The organism is Paenibacillus sp. SAFN-054, assembly GCF_051966755.1.
Taxonomy (GTDB): domain Bacteria; phylum Bacillota; class Bacilli; order Paenibacillales; family Paenibacillaceae; genus Paenibacillus_AQ.
In genome coordinates this window covers 427,487-443,964 of sequence record NZ_JBQCKS010000001.1, presented here as the reverse complement: position 1 = coordinate 443,964, position 16,478 = coordinate 427,487, and the positions used below count along the sequence as shown (strand labels likewise).

Here is a 16,478-nt window from a genome sequence, read left to right as displayed (position 1 = left end):
CGATATGCCTTTTTTAATTTCTTGGTTCTGATTGCAGCCTATACCGGCTTTGGCCCAACAAGAGAGGAAGTGAACGCTTTGTTTTCCGTACTTAAAAACCTGGGATGGTTCTTCCGCCAGGAAAAGAAACGCTATTTGATCGGGCTGTTCATGCTTATTATTTGCGGCATCGGTGAGCTGTTCCCCCCGCGTCTGCTGGGGAATGCCATAGACGAAATCGTCCGCGGCTCCATCACCTGGGCCTCACTCACCAAGTACATCGTCCTGATCCTCATCACCTTGATCCTGATTTATTTGTTCACGTACATATGGATGCACAAGCTGTTCGGTGGGGCAAACCTTGTGGAACGCATCCTACGTTCCCGTTATATGAATCAGCTTCTCCGCATGACTCCGCCGTTCTTTGAGCGGAATCGCACCGGTGACCTAATGGCACGGGCGACTAACGATCTGCGCGCCGTAGCCAATACCGCCGGATTCGGGATGCTGGTCATGACCGATTCAACGGCGTACCTGACTGTGATCCTGTTCGCCATGGGATTTCTCATCAGCTGGAAGCTGACGCTTGCGGCCATTCTGCCGCTCCCTTTCATCGCACTTGCGATGAAGATCTATGGCAAGAAGGTTCATGAACGCTATACGGAAGCACAGGATGCCTTCGGCGACATGAACGACCAGGTACTGGAGTCCGTTGCCGGCGTGCGCGTCATCCGGGCTTATGTCCAAGAAAGATCCGATGAGCAGAGATTCCGGGATATCGCCGATGACGTGTACCGCAAAAACATGCGCGTTGCCAAAATGGATGCGCTGTTCGAGCCCACGATTCGCTTATGCGTGGGACTCAGCTATGTGATCGGGCTTGCTTTTGGCGTCTATCTCGTATTCAAGAACCAAATCACCCTTGGGGACCTCGTATCGTTCAATATGTACCTCGGGATGATGATTTGGCCGATGTTCGCCATCGGAGAGTTGATCAACGTCATGCAGCGCGGTAGCGCTTCCCTCGACCGCGTGAATGAAACCTTATCCGTCGTGCCGGACGTGCAGGACGTTCCGCATCCGTCCCTGGTGAAAGCGCCGGATTCGATTACGTTAAAAGACGTCACCTTCCGTTACCCGACCTCGACGGTTGATAACTTGAAGCATGTAAACCTGACCTTGCACCGCGGGCAGACGCTCGGCATCGTCGGCAGAACGGGCAGCGGCAAATCCACGCTGCTGAAGCAGCTATTGCATGAATACCCGACGGGCACAGGCGATATTCTCATCGCAGGCACCCCGATCGAGCTCATCGCCAAAGATCAGCTTCACGGCTGGATCGGATACGTGCCGCAGGAGCAGATCCTCTTCTCCAAGTCGGTTCGGGAGAACATTCAGTTCGGCAAGCATCAGGCTGATGACCACACCATCATGCAGGCCATCGCCACCGCGGCATTTGACAAGGATCTGCACACGCTCTCCGACGGTCTCGAAACCCTCGTCGGCGAGAAAGGCGTCTCCTTGTCGGGCGGCCAGAAACAGCGCGTTTCACTCGCGCGGGCTTTCATCTCTGATCCGGAGATTCTAATTCTTGATGACGCCCTCTCCGCAGTCGATGCCCGCACGGAGGCACGCATCGTCGATAACATTCGCGAGCACCGCTCCGGCAAAACGACGCTCATCTCGACCCACCGTCTCTCCGCGATTGAACATGCGGACCGGATCGTCGTGCTGGACGAAGGCCGCATCGTCGAGGAAGGTACCCATGCAGAGCTTCTGGAACGTGGCGGCTGGTACCGGGAGCAGTTCGAACGGCAGCAGGTCGAAAACAATCTAAGCAGCGAGGAGGAATCATCCTATGACTCCTAAACCCAGGACGGGAAAGCGTCTGTTCCAATACGCCTTAACCGCCAAAGGCATCTTTATTGCAGCCTTCATTGCCCTCGCCATTGGCGTAGGCGCAGAGCTGGCCGGGCCTTTCATCGCCAAAAGCATGATCGACGATCATATGCTGGGCATCGAACGGCCGTATTTTGAGACGACATCGGCTGAACAAGCCGCTGAATATAATGGGCATTACTACAAACGGGGAGACCGTTTCGATGCGGATGAGAGCAAAGGCTCCCAAGTTCAACTGGTGCAATCGGGACGCAGTTTCTACTTTATCAATCAGTCTGTAGATGCACCCCAAGGTGAGCGTACCTTTGCGGATGGCACGATGACCATCAAATACGGCGACAAAGTATCGCAGTATCCGGCGCAGAAGCTGTCCGCAGCCGAGCTTTATTCCTTTTATAAGCCTGAGATTCCAGGTATTCTGAAGCTGGTGGGGCTCTACTGCATCTTCCTGCTGATCAGCATCTTTACGGAATTCGGCAAAACCTACTGGCTTCAATCTTCGGCCAACAAAGTCATTCAGAAGCTTCGAAATGACGTATACGCGCATATGCAGCGCCTGCCGGTGTATTTCTTCGATTCGCTGCCTGCCGGTAAAGTCGTATCGCGGATCACGAACGATACGGAGGCGGTCAAAGATTTGTTCGTGGCCGTGCTTGCCAACTTCAGTTCGGGTGTCATCTATATAACTGGCGTCTATATCGCCCTGTTCCTGCTGGATGTCCGGCTGGGCATGGTTTGCCTGTTTATCATCCCGCTGCTGATCGTCTGGATTATCCTTTACCGGAAGTTCGCCACCAAATACAATACGATCATCCGCTCGCGCCTGAGTGAAATCAATGCCATTATCAACGAGTCCATACAAGGGATGTCCATCATCCGCGTATTCCGGCGTCAGAAGCAGACCCGGGAAGAATTCGAAACCTTGAACGATGATTATATGAAGCATCAGAACAAAATGCTGAATTTGAACGCTTTTACGACCCATAACCTGGTCAACGTGCTCCGGAGCTTTTCGTTCGCCGTGATCCTTGCCTATTTCGGCTTCGGTTCGCTTTCCGGCGGTACGGCTGTTTCTCTTGGCGTATTGTACGCATTCGTAGACGTTCTCAGCCGTTTGTTCCAGCCGATTACCGGGATGGTCAATCAGCTGGCAGCGCTCGACTCCTCGATGGTATCCGCCGGCCGCGTATTCACGCTGATGGATGAGCCGGGCGAGGATGTGACCGATGGCACGATGCCGCGTTACAAAGGAAATGTCGAGTTCAAAGATGTGTCCTTTGCATACAAAAAAGACAATTACGTGCTGAAAAACATTAACTTTGAAGCAGAACAGGGACAGACGGTCGCGCTCGTCGGCCACACGGGATCAGGCAAAAGCTCGATCATTAACCTGTTATTCCGGTTTTATGATCCGCAAAAAGGCACGATCACGATCGACGGCCAGAATGTGAAAGACCTTCCCAAGCAGTGGATTCGCCATCATATGGGGATCGTACTTCAGGATCCTTACCTCTTTACAGGTACCATTGCTTCGAACGTAAGTCTCGGCGATGAGAAAATCACCCGCGAGCAGATTGAAAAGGCACTTCGCGATGTCGGCGCAGAACGAATCCTCGCCCACTTGCCTCAAGGTTTTGACGAGCCTGTTGTCGAAAAAGGCAGCACCTTGTCCGCCGGACAGCGTCAGCTGATTTCCTTTGCCCGCGCGCTTGCCTATGACCCGGCGATCCTGATTCTGGACGAGGCGACGGCAAATATCGATACCGAGACGGAAAGCCTGATTCAGAGTGCGCTCGAAGTACTGAAAAAAGGCCGTACGACCTTCATTATCGCGCACCGGCTCTCGACGATCCGCAGCGCCGATCAGATTCTCGTGCTCCATCGCGGGGAAATCGTTGAGCGGGGCAACCATGACGAGCTTATGCAGCACGGCGGCCGGTACTATCAAATGTATCAGCTCCAGCAGGGTGCATCGGCAGCCAGTGAAGATGCGCCTGTGCAGCCTACCGCACCCTCCCTTGCATAAAATTTGCTGTCCTGTCTGGAATGCACAAGACCCGCAGGCGGCCGCTATTATCAAAAGCGGCCCGTCTGCGGGTCTTCTTTTACCAAAGTGGAGCCGATGTACACACAATAACCGCTTCAAGCAACGCTATATCGTTACTGTTCCGCTTCCAGAGCTTGCAGCAAGTCCAGCGCTTCCTCATGCTCGGGCTCCAGGACTAATGCCTTACGGGTGTATTCCAGCGCCAAGTCAAGCATCTCTAGTTCATAGCTGCATATGGCCAGACAGTACAGCACAGTCGGTACCGGATCGTCTTCGTCGGCGTCCAAGGATGCTTCCAGGTAAACCTTCGCGTCCTCGTACATCTCCATTTCGAACAGCAGCAGCCCGGCGTCAAGCGCCAGATCATACCGCTGCTCCATCACGTAATACGAGGACCACATCCGGTGAATGCCGCGCTGAATATCAACCATCTCCTCATCACCAGCCTCCGGCAGCAGGCTTGAGAACCGCTTCGCGCTTTGGATGAAAAATTCCGCGTCATATCCGCCGAGCCTCCAGAAAGAAAGCAGCTGCTGCAGACCCATCGTATCCAGGTGACGATCCACCCACTCCTTCAGCGAGAAAAACTCATCCGGTCCGAAGCGTTCGATCGAACGCCGGTAGGCCAGCCGCGTGTTCGCATAGCTCATCGGATCTTCCAGCATCAGAATGCAACCAACGTTCAGATTTTTATAATAATGGGAAGTGAATAGGGCATGCGCTCCCCGCTGCTCCATAACTTGCTGTATCGCATGATAATTCGCCGTCAACGAGAAACTTCCGTGCAAAATCAATTCGGGAGGCTCCGCAAACTTCCAGTTTTCCAGGCGATGGTCGCCTTTATCGGCAGTAACGAGGAGAAAGCCTGCCCGCGATAATCGGTTCAGCCTTTCCAGGCATTCAAGTCCGGCTGCGGGAAATAAAATATGGGAATCCTCAAGCTCCTGCCGGTACAGGTTGATCACATCATGATAAGCGAAATGTTCCTCTTCATAAGCAGGGGCCCGCCGATGCGAGTACTCCAAATGCATGCTTTCCAGCAGCTCGGCCGGCGAAAGCCGCTTTGCATTCTCGGGATAATCAATGACGACGTCGCATTCGTAAATATGCCCATCGCCTACATAAATCAGCTCCTGGGGGATGCTGTCAAAGAAATAATTCGCCACAATGAGCAGCGGTTGTCCCAGATCGCCCGGCCGGATCGTCTCTCCGGATATGGTCAGGTTCAATGCATCATCCGCCACGGCATCGAATCTCGCGAAATCGAGAACTCCCTCGGAAACGTATTTCTGTAGAGCGGGATGGCTCTCCCAGCTCTTCACGTTTTTCAGGGGCAAATCGGTCATGACATACCGGAAAGGTGGCAGCGGAATACCGGCGAAATCACGCAGTTCGCATAGCGTCTGCAGCACATGAAAAGCGAGGCGCCCCGCGCCCGCACCCAGTTCCACAATCGTCACCGGTTCCGCCGTTTCCCCCTTCCCTGCGCGGTCCTGCAGAAAGCCGAAGATCATGCCGGCATATGCTTCCGCGATCATCGGATTGCTCGTAATGTACTGCGGGACCTGGTCATTGTTCCACGCGCGAAGCCCCTGGTCCTCAAAATACTTCCGCTGCAGTTCCCAAATCGGGGCCTCGCTGAAACGGAAGCGCTGTTGTCTATGTTCTGTCATTCTAACTAAACCTGCTCTCCATCATTCGTTAGCGCTATCGTAACACATAAACGGATATAACCCCAAGCACGTGTTCTCTCTTGAGCCAACCCCGATTCCCTGAATCCTTCCGTTTCTGCTTGGCGCAAACAGAAGCTTCTCGAAATCCATTATCCCGCCGATTGTGCATCGATTCGCTCCGAAGCTTGCTGCTTTGCACGCTGAACCGGAATTCGAATCCATACGGTCGTGCCGATGCCCGGCCTGCTGAACAGCTGGACCCCGTATTCTTTTCCAAAATACAGCTTGATCCGCTCATTCACATTCCGAATTCCATATCCTCTTCCGCGGCCGCTCCCTTTATCCGTCACGGGTTGATTCATGGCTGTGATGACCTGCTGGAGCATCTCTTTGCGCATACCGTTGCCGTCATCCATGATCTCGAAACAGATCGAATCCGTCTCCGTTTCGTAAAAGCCGCTGATGCGGATATATATCCGGTCCCCGCACCAGGCATGCTGCATCGCATTTTCGAGGAACGGCTGAAGAATGACCTTTACAGTCACGAAATTGACGATGCTTGGTTCAATGTTAAACTCCACATCCATGCGGTCGCCATACTTAACTTTTTGTATATCGATATAGGCCTGAGTCTGCTCCATCTCCTTGTGAATGGCAATGATCGTCTGTCCATCGTTCAGCGTAAGCCGATAAAACTTAGCTAGGTTCATCACCATCTGATGCTGTTTGTCCACCTGGCCGAACTTCGCCAGTCTGCTGATCGATGACAATGTATTGTAAAGGAAATGCGGATTGATCTGGGCTTGAAGCGTCTCGAGCTCCGCCTCTTTTTTCTTGAGATTCGTCATGTACACTTCCTCAATTAAATGCTCCGTATGCTCGCCCAGCTTGTTCAGCGATTCCGCAATCAGCGTAAACTCGTCGTTGCCCTTGTAATGCACCCGTTTATGAAAATCTCCCTGCTGAAATAAACTCAGCACGGACACCACCTTGGATACCCGCTTCGAGAAGAATCTCGATACGCCCAGCGCCACCAAAAGAATGACCCCAAAGCTTGCAAGGCAAATCACGATCGTTAAGATATTGATTTTGCGGGTTTCCTGCTGGATGATGGTATTGGGTATCAATGCTGTTAATCTCCAGTTCAGATCGGGTACTCGTTCACTCAGTACCGTGAATCCGGATACGTCCATCATCCTGTAATCAGACTTGATATCCGGCACGTGATTCCCTGAGCCATACAGGACTCGGCTGTTATCATCCAGGATCAGCAGCATGCTGCCGCTGCCGATTTTGTCGATGTCGACGCTTTGGAAAATATCCGAGAGATACACGCTGATTCTTACGAATCCGATCGTCTCCAGCTTGGTGGGATTCCGCGTATCTACCAGCCTGCGCAATAGCGAGATACGGCCGTAACGGCTGTCGTCATCCACCTGCTGCCAAACCACGGTTTTGCCATAATCCTCTTCCGGGAAGCTTTTGTACCAAGGCTTGTCTTCGATCCGCCGCAAATGAAACAAGCCCCAGTGCTTTCCTTTGGCGAGCGCATCCGATCCGGTATCGTCATTATTGTATATTTCCGGAAGGGTCTCATTTTTGAGGTATACGCTCATCCAAACTTGCCGATTCGTCGAAGCGACCGTTTGCCTGAATTTAGGTATCAGCTGTTTGGTCGTTGTCTGATAGCTGACCCAGCCCTCCTCATAACGCATAATTTCAAGCGGCATGCCTTCATCAAAATAAAGCGTATCGGAAAGCCGCTCCGTATCCTCGAGCTTGTAATTGATATTGTCGCGGATTTGCGCCAGCGTCCCTGTCAGGTTCGTCGTCATCTGCTTGCCGTAAAGATTGACGAGAATGGCGTTCGCCATATATCCAAAAATAAAAATCGGGACCATGATCAGAATGAGATACGAAATAAACAGCTTCATGCCAAAAGGCAAAAACATGCGCTGATGTGGATTTGTCCGATAAGGTCTGCCCATACCTACATTTTTCTCCTGAATTCGCCCGGCGTCATGCCGAACGCTTCTTTAAATTGACGGCTGAAATAGGGCATATAGCGGTAGCCCACCTGGTCTGCGACTTCATATATTTTGATGCGCGGATCTTTCAGCAGCTCTCCCGCTTTCTCCATGCGCATCGCAATGACATATTCACTGAAATTGGTCCCTGTAACCTCCTTGAACAACGAACCCAAATAATTCGGGGAAAAGGACAGATGATCGGCAACTTCTTTTAACGTGACATTGTCGTTCAGCTGCTGCTTCACATAGCGGATCATTTCCTCCACGAGCTTGGCGCTCTTCTTTTGCCGCTTCGACTGAATGATTTCGGCCGCACTAAAAAGCCGGTATCTCAGCCAGGAGCGCATATCATCGATGGTTTCATAGTTCAGCATCCGATCCGGCCTGCCCAATCCGTCATGCTGCAGAGCCTGAAACATATTTTCGCTGACGGATTTCAATTGGCTTTCCAGCCTCGCCCACAGGTTCAAGACGTAAAACTGGATCTGGACCCTGGACCGCATTCCCGCTGCTATGGCGAAGAATCGATCCACTTCATCGCTGATGTTCACCAAATCATAATGAAGCACTGCATTCAGAAGCGGCTCAAGCGGGATGTCCGTGTTCGGCTTCTCCTGCGGATCCTCATTCTTCAGCTTATGATGTTCGATTACTTTCCCTTTGCCCAGCATCAGCTTATAATCGAGCGCAGCGAGCGCCTCGACATAAGATTCCCGGAGACCGAGCAGATACTCCGTCTCTTCTCCAATGCCAACGGTGACGGTAAATGGATGGAGCTCATGGAGCTGCTGCACCACGGATGCCAAATCCGGCACACGCCCTCCGTACTCCGCAATAAGAAAAATGCGCTGATTCGATGTGCGGCACAAATGACGTATTCCCTCTGCTTCAAGCAGCGGAAGCGCCGATTCATAGAACCGGTTGAACCATTCCTGCTTGGAACGGCCGGAGACCGGGTCCAGTTTCCAGGACAAGTCATCCAGTTCCATCACAGCTGCCCGGGCCGGCCAGCAGACATTCTTCAGCTCGTATTGCTCCAGCAAAATATCTATTGTATCCTCGGTGACCATGCCTTCAAGCAGCTGAAGCAAGTATTCGTTTTTTGCAATTTGCCTGTAGGCCTGCTCGTTTCTCTCCCTCTGTCTCTCCCCATCCAATTCCATGACGATTTTTCTTAAGGCTCCAATCAGCTCCTCGTCATCCATCGGTTTCAGGACGTAACTGTAGGCATTCAGCGATATGGCTTCCTTTACGTAATTAAAATCCTGATAACCGCTTACAAAAATCACTTTGACCCGGTCAAACCGTTCCTTTGCCTTCTTGACAAGCTCAAGCCCCGACATGCTGGGCATATGTACGTCCGTAACTAATATATCTATGCTCTCCCGCTCCATGACACTCATAGCCTCAAAACCATTATGAACGGCAGCCACGACTTCCAGACCCAGTTCCGTCCAAGGTATGAAGGATCTCATCCCATCGAGATCGAGGATTTCATCGTCGACAATCAAGGTTTTATACATGAAATCATCTCCTGACCGAAAATTTCACTGCCCATGTACTTGTATAAGGCATCCGCAACGTCATCATGAAATTCAATATGTAACTAGAAAGCGCATGAGCCGTCCCATGGGGGACGGCCTGCGCTCTCTCTGATTCTAATATAGCATTTTTTGAATATTAACCGCCGATTTTTTTAAGGTTTTCCTGCCATTTTTGGGTTTTAAATGCAAGTAATTTATCATAGCCTACAGCCATGGCGTCTTTTTCGGCTTTGTCCAATATAGCCAATACTTCTTCGTCGCTCTTCGCATACAGCGCCTTTGCTCTGGACTCGGAGAAAATATCCTTGATGCGGTCCTGAATAATCCCTTCCTCGGTATCCGGCATCGGGCTCAGGTTGACGAAGGCTGTTGCGTTATACTGCGTTTTCCAGGTAATGCTGGACTGATAACGGGTCTCCCAGTTTTGTTTTTCTACCGGCAGCGTTTTTTCAAACTTCATTTTGGCTTTGTCGATGTAGACGGTATTGCCTACCCATTGCAGGTTCACCGTTGCATCCATAATTTTACTCGTTCTCTGTTGATCGCTCGAATACGTATCGGTAAAGACCGGATACCCTTCCTCGTCCGTTCCTTTCCAAAGAATGCCTTCAGGTCCCCACATGATGTTGCGGCTTCCTTCTTCGCCCGTCAGCCAATCCAGGAATGCGAAGATTTTCTCGGGATCCTTGGCGGATTTCGTGATCAAAGCCACGTTCCAGCCGAGCTGATTGTAGCTTCCCGTAAAGATTTTGTTCTTGTCGAGGCCTTCTTTATGAATCGGCCAGATCATTTCGTAACCTGCCGTAGGATCCTTCTTCTTCAATTCCACGTCGCCCTTGCTGCCATATTCCGTCGGGCTTGCGCCGGCTGCGATCGCGAAACGTCCCGTGTAGGCCTTCTCGTTCAACTGATCTTTCGTTTGCGTCAACGCATCCTGATCCATCAATTTCTCGCGGAACAGTTTGGAAGCAAACTGCATGGATTCACGGTAAACCGGATCCAGGAAAATGGACGTCAGCTTGTCGCCATTCGGTACCGCTCTTTCTCTCACGTATACCGGGGAATGGTCTTCACCGAAGGCACTGTACAGAATGTCCAAACCTTGACCGTCCTTAGCCAGATCCGGCTCGAAAGGGATGATCTTCGGATCCTTGGCCTTAACAGCCTTCAGGTAGTTGTACAGATCGTCCGTCGTTTCAAGCTTTGGCGAGCCGAGGTCCTTATATATTTTGCTGTTCATCAAGTAACCCGCGTTACCTGCCGGCTGGGAAGTATACCAGTTCGGGAATTGATACAGCTTGCCGTCGCTGGAACGGAGCATATTCAGCGTCGAGTCCCCTGCCCATTTTTTGAGATTCGGATATTTATCCAGGTAATCGTCGAAAGCCACCAGCATTCCTGCTTCCCGCAGCCGTTCCACATCCTTGCCTTTTTCCGTCCAGATTACATCGGGCAGTTCTTTGGAAGCGATCATGGTATTCAATTTCCGATCGGCTGAGCCTTCGCCACCGCCGGAATTGATAGCGGTAATGTTGACTTTCTTGTTCTCTTGAATCCATTTGCTCGCTTCATCTTCGCCCCATGCCGGCATCGTGTACCAATCATAGTGACCATAGAAGCTGAACTCAATAGGCTCGCTGCCGAGTTCAAACTTGCCGGAGCTGCCGCTTTCCTTGTCCCCGCTGTTCTCTTCGGCCTTCGCGCCGTTGCCCGTGGTTCCCTCGGCTGTTTTGCTGTCCCCGCCGCTGCTTCCGCCGCAGCCTGCCAGCGCAGTGGCCGTTGTGCACAAGAAGACGAGTGACACAATCAGCGATCTTTTCCAGCTCTTCATTCTACATAACCCCTTTTCCTATAAGAATCGATTTATGTCAGGAGGACGCAACAGTGAATAGGCCGTGCCAAGAATAAAGCCGTATTCACAAGCTGCGCCAGCATCCTGATGTTCAAAGCATAAAGCTCTAAACGCTACTCCTTCAGCGATCCGACCAGCACGCCTTTGACAAAATATCTTTGCAGGAATGGGTAAACCGCGATAATCGGAATGGTCGCGACCATCATCGTCGCCATGGACAGCGACTTGGTCGTTACGCTCTGCATCGCCGACATGCGAGCCTGCGCCGCCGAATCCAGCTGAGACAATTGCTCCCTCATAATGTTGCTGCTCAGAATCTGCTGCAGCATCGACTGGATCGGAAGCAGCTTTTCCTGGGTGATATAAATGCTAGGAAGAAACCATTCATTCCAGTGGAATACCGCCGTAAACAGACCGAGCGTCGCGACGACCGGACCGGAGAGCGGGACGATGATCCGGAAAAAGGTAGACCAGTTGCCGCATCCGTCAATTTTGGCTGATTCCTCCAGTCCATCCGGTAGACCCATAAAAAAGGTCCGGAAAATAATCATGTTCCATACGCTGATCAAGCTCGGGATAATGAACACCCAAAACGAGTTCATCAGGCCCAGTCCGCGTACCACGAGAAAGGTTGGAATCAGCCCGCCGCCAAAGTACATCGTTACAATGCACATCAGCATGTAGTACTTGCGGCCGATCAGTTCTTTTTTGGTCATCCCATAAGCAAAAACCGCTGTGCAAAAAACCGATAGAATCGTTCCTGCCACGGTACGCATCACGCTGATCAAAAAAGCGTTCAAAATGCGTTCGTCTTTAAAAACGACGTTATAGTTCTCAAGTGACCACACCCGCGGCCAGAAGGTAATGCCTCCAAGCGAGGTATCCAGTCCGTCGTTGAAGGATATCACCAGCGCATTCCAAAATGGATAGAACGTACTGAAGCCAAGCAAGATTAAAAAGGTATAGACGAAAATACTGAAAAACCGGTCTCCTAAGCTTGTGCTATGCATCCGATTGCAGCCTCCCTGTCTTATTCCATGCCAACGTTAACCGAACCTACCATAGACTGTTTCCGGATCTGCGTGCGAACATGTTTGCAAAGGTAAGCAGTCCGACACTGATGATGGCTTTAAACAAGCCTACAGCAGTCGCGTAAGAGAAGCGCTGATTGGTAATGCCCATTCGGTATACGTAAGTATCAATGACGTCTGAAACTTCCCTCAGCACCGGATTGGTTCCCAGCAGGAGAATATCCTCAAAGCCAGCGCTCAGAAGATTGCCGATCGCCAGAATCATGAAGATGGCAATGACGGGCGTCATGGAAGGAATCGTAATCATAAACATTTGCTTGATCCGGCCCGCTCCGTCCATTGCCGCCGCCTCGTACAGACTCGGGTTAATGCCGGCAATGGCTGCCAGATATACGATGGAGCCAAAGCCGATTTCCTTCCAGACGTTGGTGGAGACAAGGATTCCCCAGAAATATTCCGCCATCCCCAGAAATCCGATAGGCTCTTTAATCACATGAAGCTTCTGCAGCAGAATGTTCAAGCTTCCGTTATCCGTGGACAGGATCGACATGGCAAAACCTGCAACGATGACCCAGGATAGAAAATGCGGCAAATAGCTGACGGTTTGAATGACCCGCTTGAACGCCATGTGCCTTACTTCATTCAGCATCAAAGCAAGAAAAATCGGTGCCGGAAATCCGATACAGAACTTCAGGAAAGCAATCACAATCGTGTTGCGCAGGATGGTCCAAAACTCCGGTGAATGAAAAAACATGCTGAAATGCTTGAATCCAACCCATGGACTTGCCCAAAAGCCTTCGAAAATACTGTAATCCTGAAATGCCATAAAAACGCCGTACATCGGTATGTAGGAAAAAATAAATATCAATAACAGCGCCGGTATGACCATCAGCTGGATATCCCATTGCTTGATCATCCGGTAAGCGACTCCCCGCTTTTTCTTTTCGTCCTTCGCTTTTGTTATGGTTGCGAGCTGCGCCATATGCTTCCCCCCTCAGCTATTATTGTAATCGCTTGCAAGTGGGGAATACTATTTGCCTCGTCAACGAAATCTTATACTTTTAACCGATGCTTCGTTGACAATAGAAAGAGCCCTTCCCCGTGAACCGGAGAAGGACTCAACTAGAACTCTTATTTCGCTGTTACCTGATCTGTCCTGGGAATCGATATAGGCAACCGTTCCTCATCGGGTAATTTTTGGATGCTAACCTTGTAATCACTATCGATATAAAAGGAAATTTTAGCGGTCGAAATGACCTGCGGATACATCTTTCCCGGCTCCGGTGTCGTAAAATGATAGTAAGCTACGGCCTTCTGTCCTGCAAGAAATTCGATGCGGTCCAGCATCATCCCATAGCCCGGATTCGGCATATCCGATTTTGAGAGGATCACCTCATTGACCTGATCGTTAACCTTTACCGTCTGAACGGAAACCCCGTCCTCCGCTTCTTCCGGAATTGGCTGGGACTGATGCTTTTGGATGAACTGCAGCGCATGATACGTCAGCTCGGCTGCCTCCATGCGCGTCAAATACTGCTTCGGATGAAAGCTGCCCTGAGCATCCAGGGAAGCGATGCCGGTCAGCAGCAGAAACTGTATGGCCCCTTTGGCTTCCTTCCCGATCTGATCCTCATCCGTCACCTTCATATACATTTCAATGGTCGGATAAGTTCCGGTCGCCGAGACGGCTTTATACAGCATGCCGGCAAACTGTTCTTTTGTCAGATTGGCATTCCAGTTCTTAAAGGACGCAACGGGCAGGCCATTCTGCGCTGCAATTCGCACAGCTTGAGCGTACCATGCTCCAGACGGCGTTGTCCCGGTTTCCGGGCCTCGGTCGTTGGCTTTCAAATCCATCGCTTTCACAACCATCTGAACACCTTGTGCCGCCGTCAACTTGTCCATAGGCGCAAACTTATCCGCAGCCACGCCCTGTATAATGCCTTTGCTGTGCAGCACGGTTGCTATTTGTTCCTGCCGGGAATCTTTAATGTCCGAAAAAGCATAGGCCGATGACGCTGTAATCAGGGAGCAGGACACGATCAATGCCACAGCCGCTTTTTTCATATGACGCATAAACGATCACCTCCACTTTCTCAGACGGGGACGATCTCATAAAGGTTTCATTTTTTTGGCAAAAGTGCAGTCCTGCATTCTTCCCCTTATACTTGAGGCTGCGTGCCTGCCTTTTCCTGTTCCTTGTCCAGACCGAGCTTGATATATAAATCGCTCGTGTACTGCTGCAGCTTGCGTTCGAGCTCCTGTGCCTGCTGCTTGAAGCTTGTCAGCTCCCGGATCATTCTGGAGCGGCCAGCCGGGCTGAAGGTTTCCTGAATACGCTCCTTAAAGTAATCATGAACGATATAATTACGCTGCTTCCATACGTCTTTCAGCATGACGGTCTCCTCTTCCGAGAAAGGGAAGTGATGCTGGATTTCATTGACGAGCTGGCCGAGCGAATTGCTCAGCTTCTGATGATACAGATCGGCAAGATCCTCCTCGGTCGGGACCTTTCCTTGCGAGATCTTCATCAGCATTAACAAGTTGACGAGCTGCTGCTCGAGTGCCTGTGAATAGTATACCGCGAGTCCGAAATAGGCAAATAATTCTCTGGAATGTTCGCTATCCAAGAGCCGTGTCTGTTTCATCATACCCTCCTACCCATCATTCGCGATGACTTCGTATGCTTCCATGTTAAAGGATGTGCCTCCAATCATCAACCAAGAAAGTAATATCAGGTACTAAACGGCGTAAATTTCGCATCAAAAGGCTCAGGTGCGTGCGTCCCTGCGCATGGAAATATACACATAAATCAAGCCCAGAAGCAGGCTGTATACGAAGCCGTATCCCAACATCGCCCATAATTCCCCATGAGCCGATCCGCTGCCTGCATGGAGAAGCCCGTCCATCATCGGTGATACCGGCGGCAACAGCCACGGCAGCCAAACAAGCGAGGAGGGGAGCAGGGCGGCAATGGATTTGGCACCGATGGACACAATGATCATGATCAGCAGCAGCGCCGTGGCCTGTGTGCCGTTTCGCATCCGGGCCGATTGAAAAAAGAGAGACAGCGTCACGCCAAGCATGCCCAATATCAAATGGCCGCTAACCGCGAGCAGCAGCTCATCCGCGCGGACCGGTCTTGCAAACATATGCATCAGAATGGGAAACAGGATAAAAATTACCGTCAAGAAAACGACGGGAACGACCAGCGCCAGAATTTGGCTTAGCAGATACTTTCTCATGCTTCCGATATGTATGATGTGCAGCTGCTCCTGCTGTGGGCTGCCATGATTCAGAAAGGTAAGCCCCATCCAAGCGGCCCCGATAAACAAAAATACGGACGTAACCGCATAGCTGTCCATAATCGGATTCGGCTTATAGGAATAAAGGATGAACATGGCAATCAAGGTTGCGGCAAGCGGGGAAAAATAAGCATGCTTACGGGTATAGCTTTTCAGCAGAAACCGGGCTAAGGCAATCACTTACATGCATCCCCTTTCTTTCACCGCATCCTGTATTCCTTCGCCTATATGAAGCTCCATGCTTCCAGCGGGCAGCACCGATACAACAGATCCGCCGCTATCCAGAACCAGCCGCAGGAGCAGGTCGGTCATGCCGGGAAGGACTTCGAGTTCGCAGGTGCCGGATCGATTCGTCCAATTCACAATTCCGGGATGTTCTGCCATATGCTTGACGGCATTCTCGTTAAGCCCCCGCGCAACGATGCGCGTCGGATTTAACTGTGCGGAGGACAGTTCCCCTGATTCCTTGACGATGCTGCCGTTTCTCATCAGCAGCACCCGGTCGGCGATCTGCTCGATCAGCGTGGATTCATGCACCGACATGACGATAGCCGTTCCTTGAAGCTTTAATGAAGCTAATATACGGAGAAGACTCTCCTGCGCTTTGACATCAAGTCCAGACAATGGCTCATCCAGCAGCAGCAAATCCGGCCTGCCCATGAGGGCCTGAATCAAATTAACCTTTTGCAGCATCCCTTTTGAAAATTGGTTCATTTTGACGTTCAGGTATCCTTCCAATCCCAGCTGACCCAGTAAATCCATCATTTCCTGTTCTCCGGAGGTCTTCTCCATCCCCTTTACGTCCGCCGTACTGAGCAGGAACTCAGACGGCGTGAAGGGAAGGGGCGGAAATCTTTCAGGGACGTAGCCGATAACCAGCCGACCAGTACGGGTCTGACGAAGCCCCTGCGTTGGCCGGGTCAGACCTGCCAGCATCCGCAGCAGTGTACTTTTCCCCGAGCCATTCCTGCCAACCAGCGCGGTGCATTCCCCTGTCTGCACTTTCAAATCAATATCAAATAGCACCTGGCTCTTACCATAAACCTTGGCGGCACGCTGCAAGGACACCAGTTCGGCTGAATCCGCCTTTTTGTACTTTGCTGAACCCGTCAATCCCT

General features: G+C 51.2%; 12 protein-coding genes. 2 read left to right on the top strand and 10 right to left on the bottom strand.

The window, feature by feature from the left end; all coding sequences use genetic code 11:
* Nucleotides 1-78 precede the first annotated feature (78 nt).
* Complete coding sequence (locus ACTHPM_RS02065) at nt 79-1,848, top strand: ABC transporter ATP-binding protein (protein ID WP_440393521.1); 1,770 nt, start codon at nt 79-81, stop codon at nt 1,846-1,848.
* On the top strand, nt 1,838-3,904 hold the full coding sequence (locus tag ACTHPM_RS02060; RefSeq protein ID WP_440393520.1) for an ABC transporter ATP-binding protein: 2,067 nt from the start codon (nt 1,838-1,840) through the stop codon (nt 3,902-3,904). The genes ACTHPM_RS02065 and ACTHPM_RS02060 overlap by 11 nt, the downstream gene beginning before the upstream one ends.
* Nucleotides 3,905-4,038: 134 nt before the next feature.
* On the opposite strand, the gene ACTHPM_RS02055 is transcribed toward ACTHPM_RS02060, so the two are convergent.
* From ACTHPM_RS02055 to ACTHPM_RS02010, 10 genes are all read right to left on the bottom strand, one after another.
* Nucleotides 4,039-5,598 (bottom strand): tetratricopeptide repeat protein, encoded by a 1,560-nt coding sequence (locus tag ACTHPM_RS02055; protein WP_440393519.1) that lies wholly within the window; start codon nt 5,596-5,598, stop codon nt 4,039-4,041.
* A 149-nt stretch (nt 5,599-5,747) separates the two neighbouring features.
* Nucleotides 5,748-7,532, bottom strand: a complete 1,785-nt coding sequence (locus tag ACTHPM_RS02050) for a sensor histidine kinase (protein WP_440393518.1) — start codon at nt 7,530-7,532, stop codon at nt 5,748-5,750.
* Nucleotides 7,533-7,588: 56 nt separating this feature from the next.
* Complete coding sequence (locus tag ACTHPM_RS02045) at nt 7,589-9,151, bottom strand: response regulator (RefSeq protein WP_440393517.1); 1,563 nt, start codon at nt 9,149-9,151, stop codon at nt 7,589-7,591.
* Nucleotides 9,152-9,308: 157 nt separating this feature from the next.
* The gene (locus ACTHPM_RS02040) at nt 9,309-11,003 is read right to left on the bottom strand and encodes an extracellular solute-binding protein (RefSeq protein WP_440393516.1); all 1,695 of its coding nucleotides are present in this window, start codon (nt 11,001-11,003) and stop codon (nt 9,309-9,311) included.
* Between the two features lie 134 nt (nt 11,004-11,137).
* Nucleotides 11,138-12,034, bottom strand: coding sequence for a carbohydrate ABC transporter permease (locus tag ACTHPM_RS02035; RefSeq protein ID WP_440393515.1), 897 nt, complete (start codon nt 12,032-12,034; stop codon nt 11,138-11,140).
* Between the two features lie 46 nt (nt 12,035-12,080).
* Nucleotides 12,081-13,037 carry an ABC transporter permease gene (locus tag ACTHPM_RS02030; RefSeq protein ID WP_440393514.1) on the bottom strand — a complete coding sequence of 319 codons (957 nt, stop codon included), beginning with the start codon at nt 13,035-13,037 and terminating at the stop codon, nt 12,081-12,083.
* A gap of 149 nt (nt 13,038-13,186) precedes the next feature.
* A complete protein-coding gene (locus tag ACTHPM_RS02025) occupies nt 13,187-14,131 on the bottom strand; it encodes an S-layer homology domain-containing protein (protein WP_440393513.1) in 945 nt (314 codons plus the stop codon).
* A gap of 86 nt (nt 14,132-14,217) precedes the next feature.
* A complete protein-coding gene (locus ACTHPM_RS02020) occupies nt 14,218-14,703 on the bottom strand; it encodes a hypothetical protein (protein ID WP_440393512.1) in 486 nt (161 codons plus the stop codon).
* A gap of 123 nt (nt 14,704-14,826) precedes the next feature.
* The gene (locus ACTHPM_RS02015; protein ID WP_440393511.1) at nt 14,827-15,540 is read right to left on the bottom strand and encodes a hypothetical protein; all 714 of its coding nucleotides are present in this window, start codon (nt 15,538-15,540) and stop codon (nt 14,827-14,829) included.
* Entirely contained in the window at nt 15,541-16,473 is a 933-nt protein-coding gene (locus ACTHPM_RS02010; protein ID WP_440393510.1) for an ATP-binding cassette domain-containing protein, read from the bottom strand. It abuts the gene before it with no gap.
* Nucleotides 16,474-16,478: the final 5 nt, after the last annotated feature.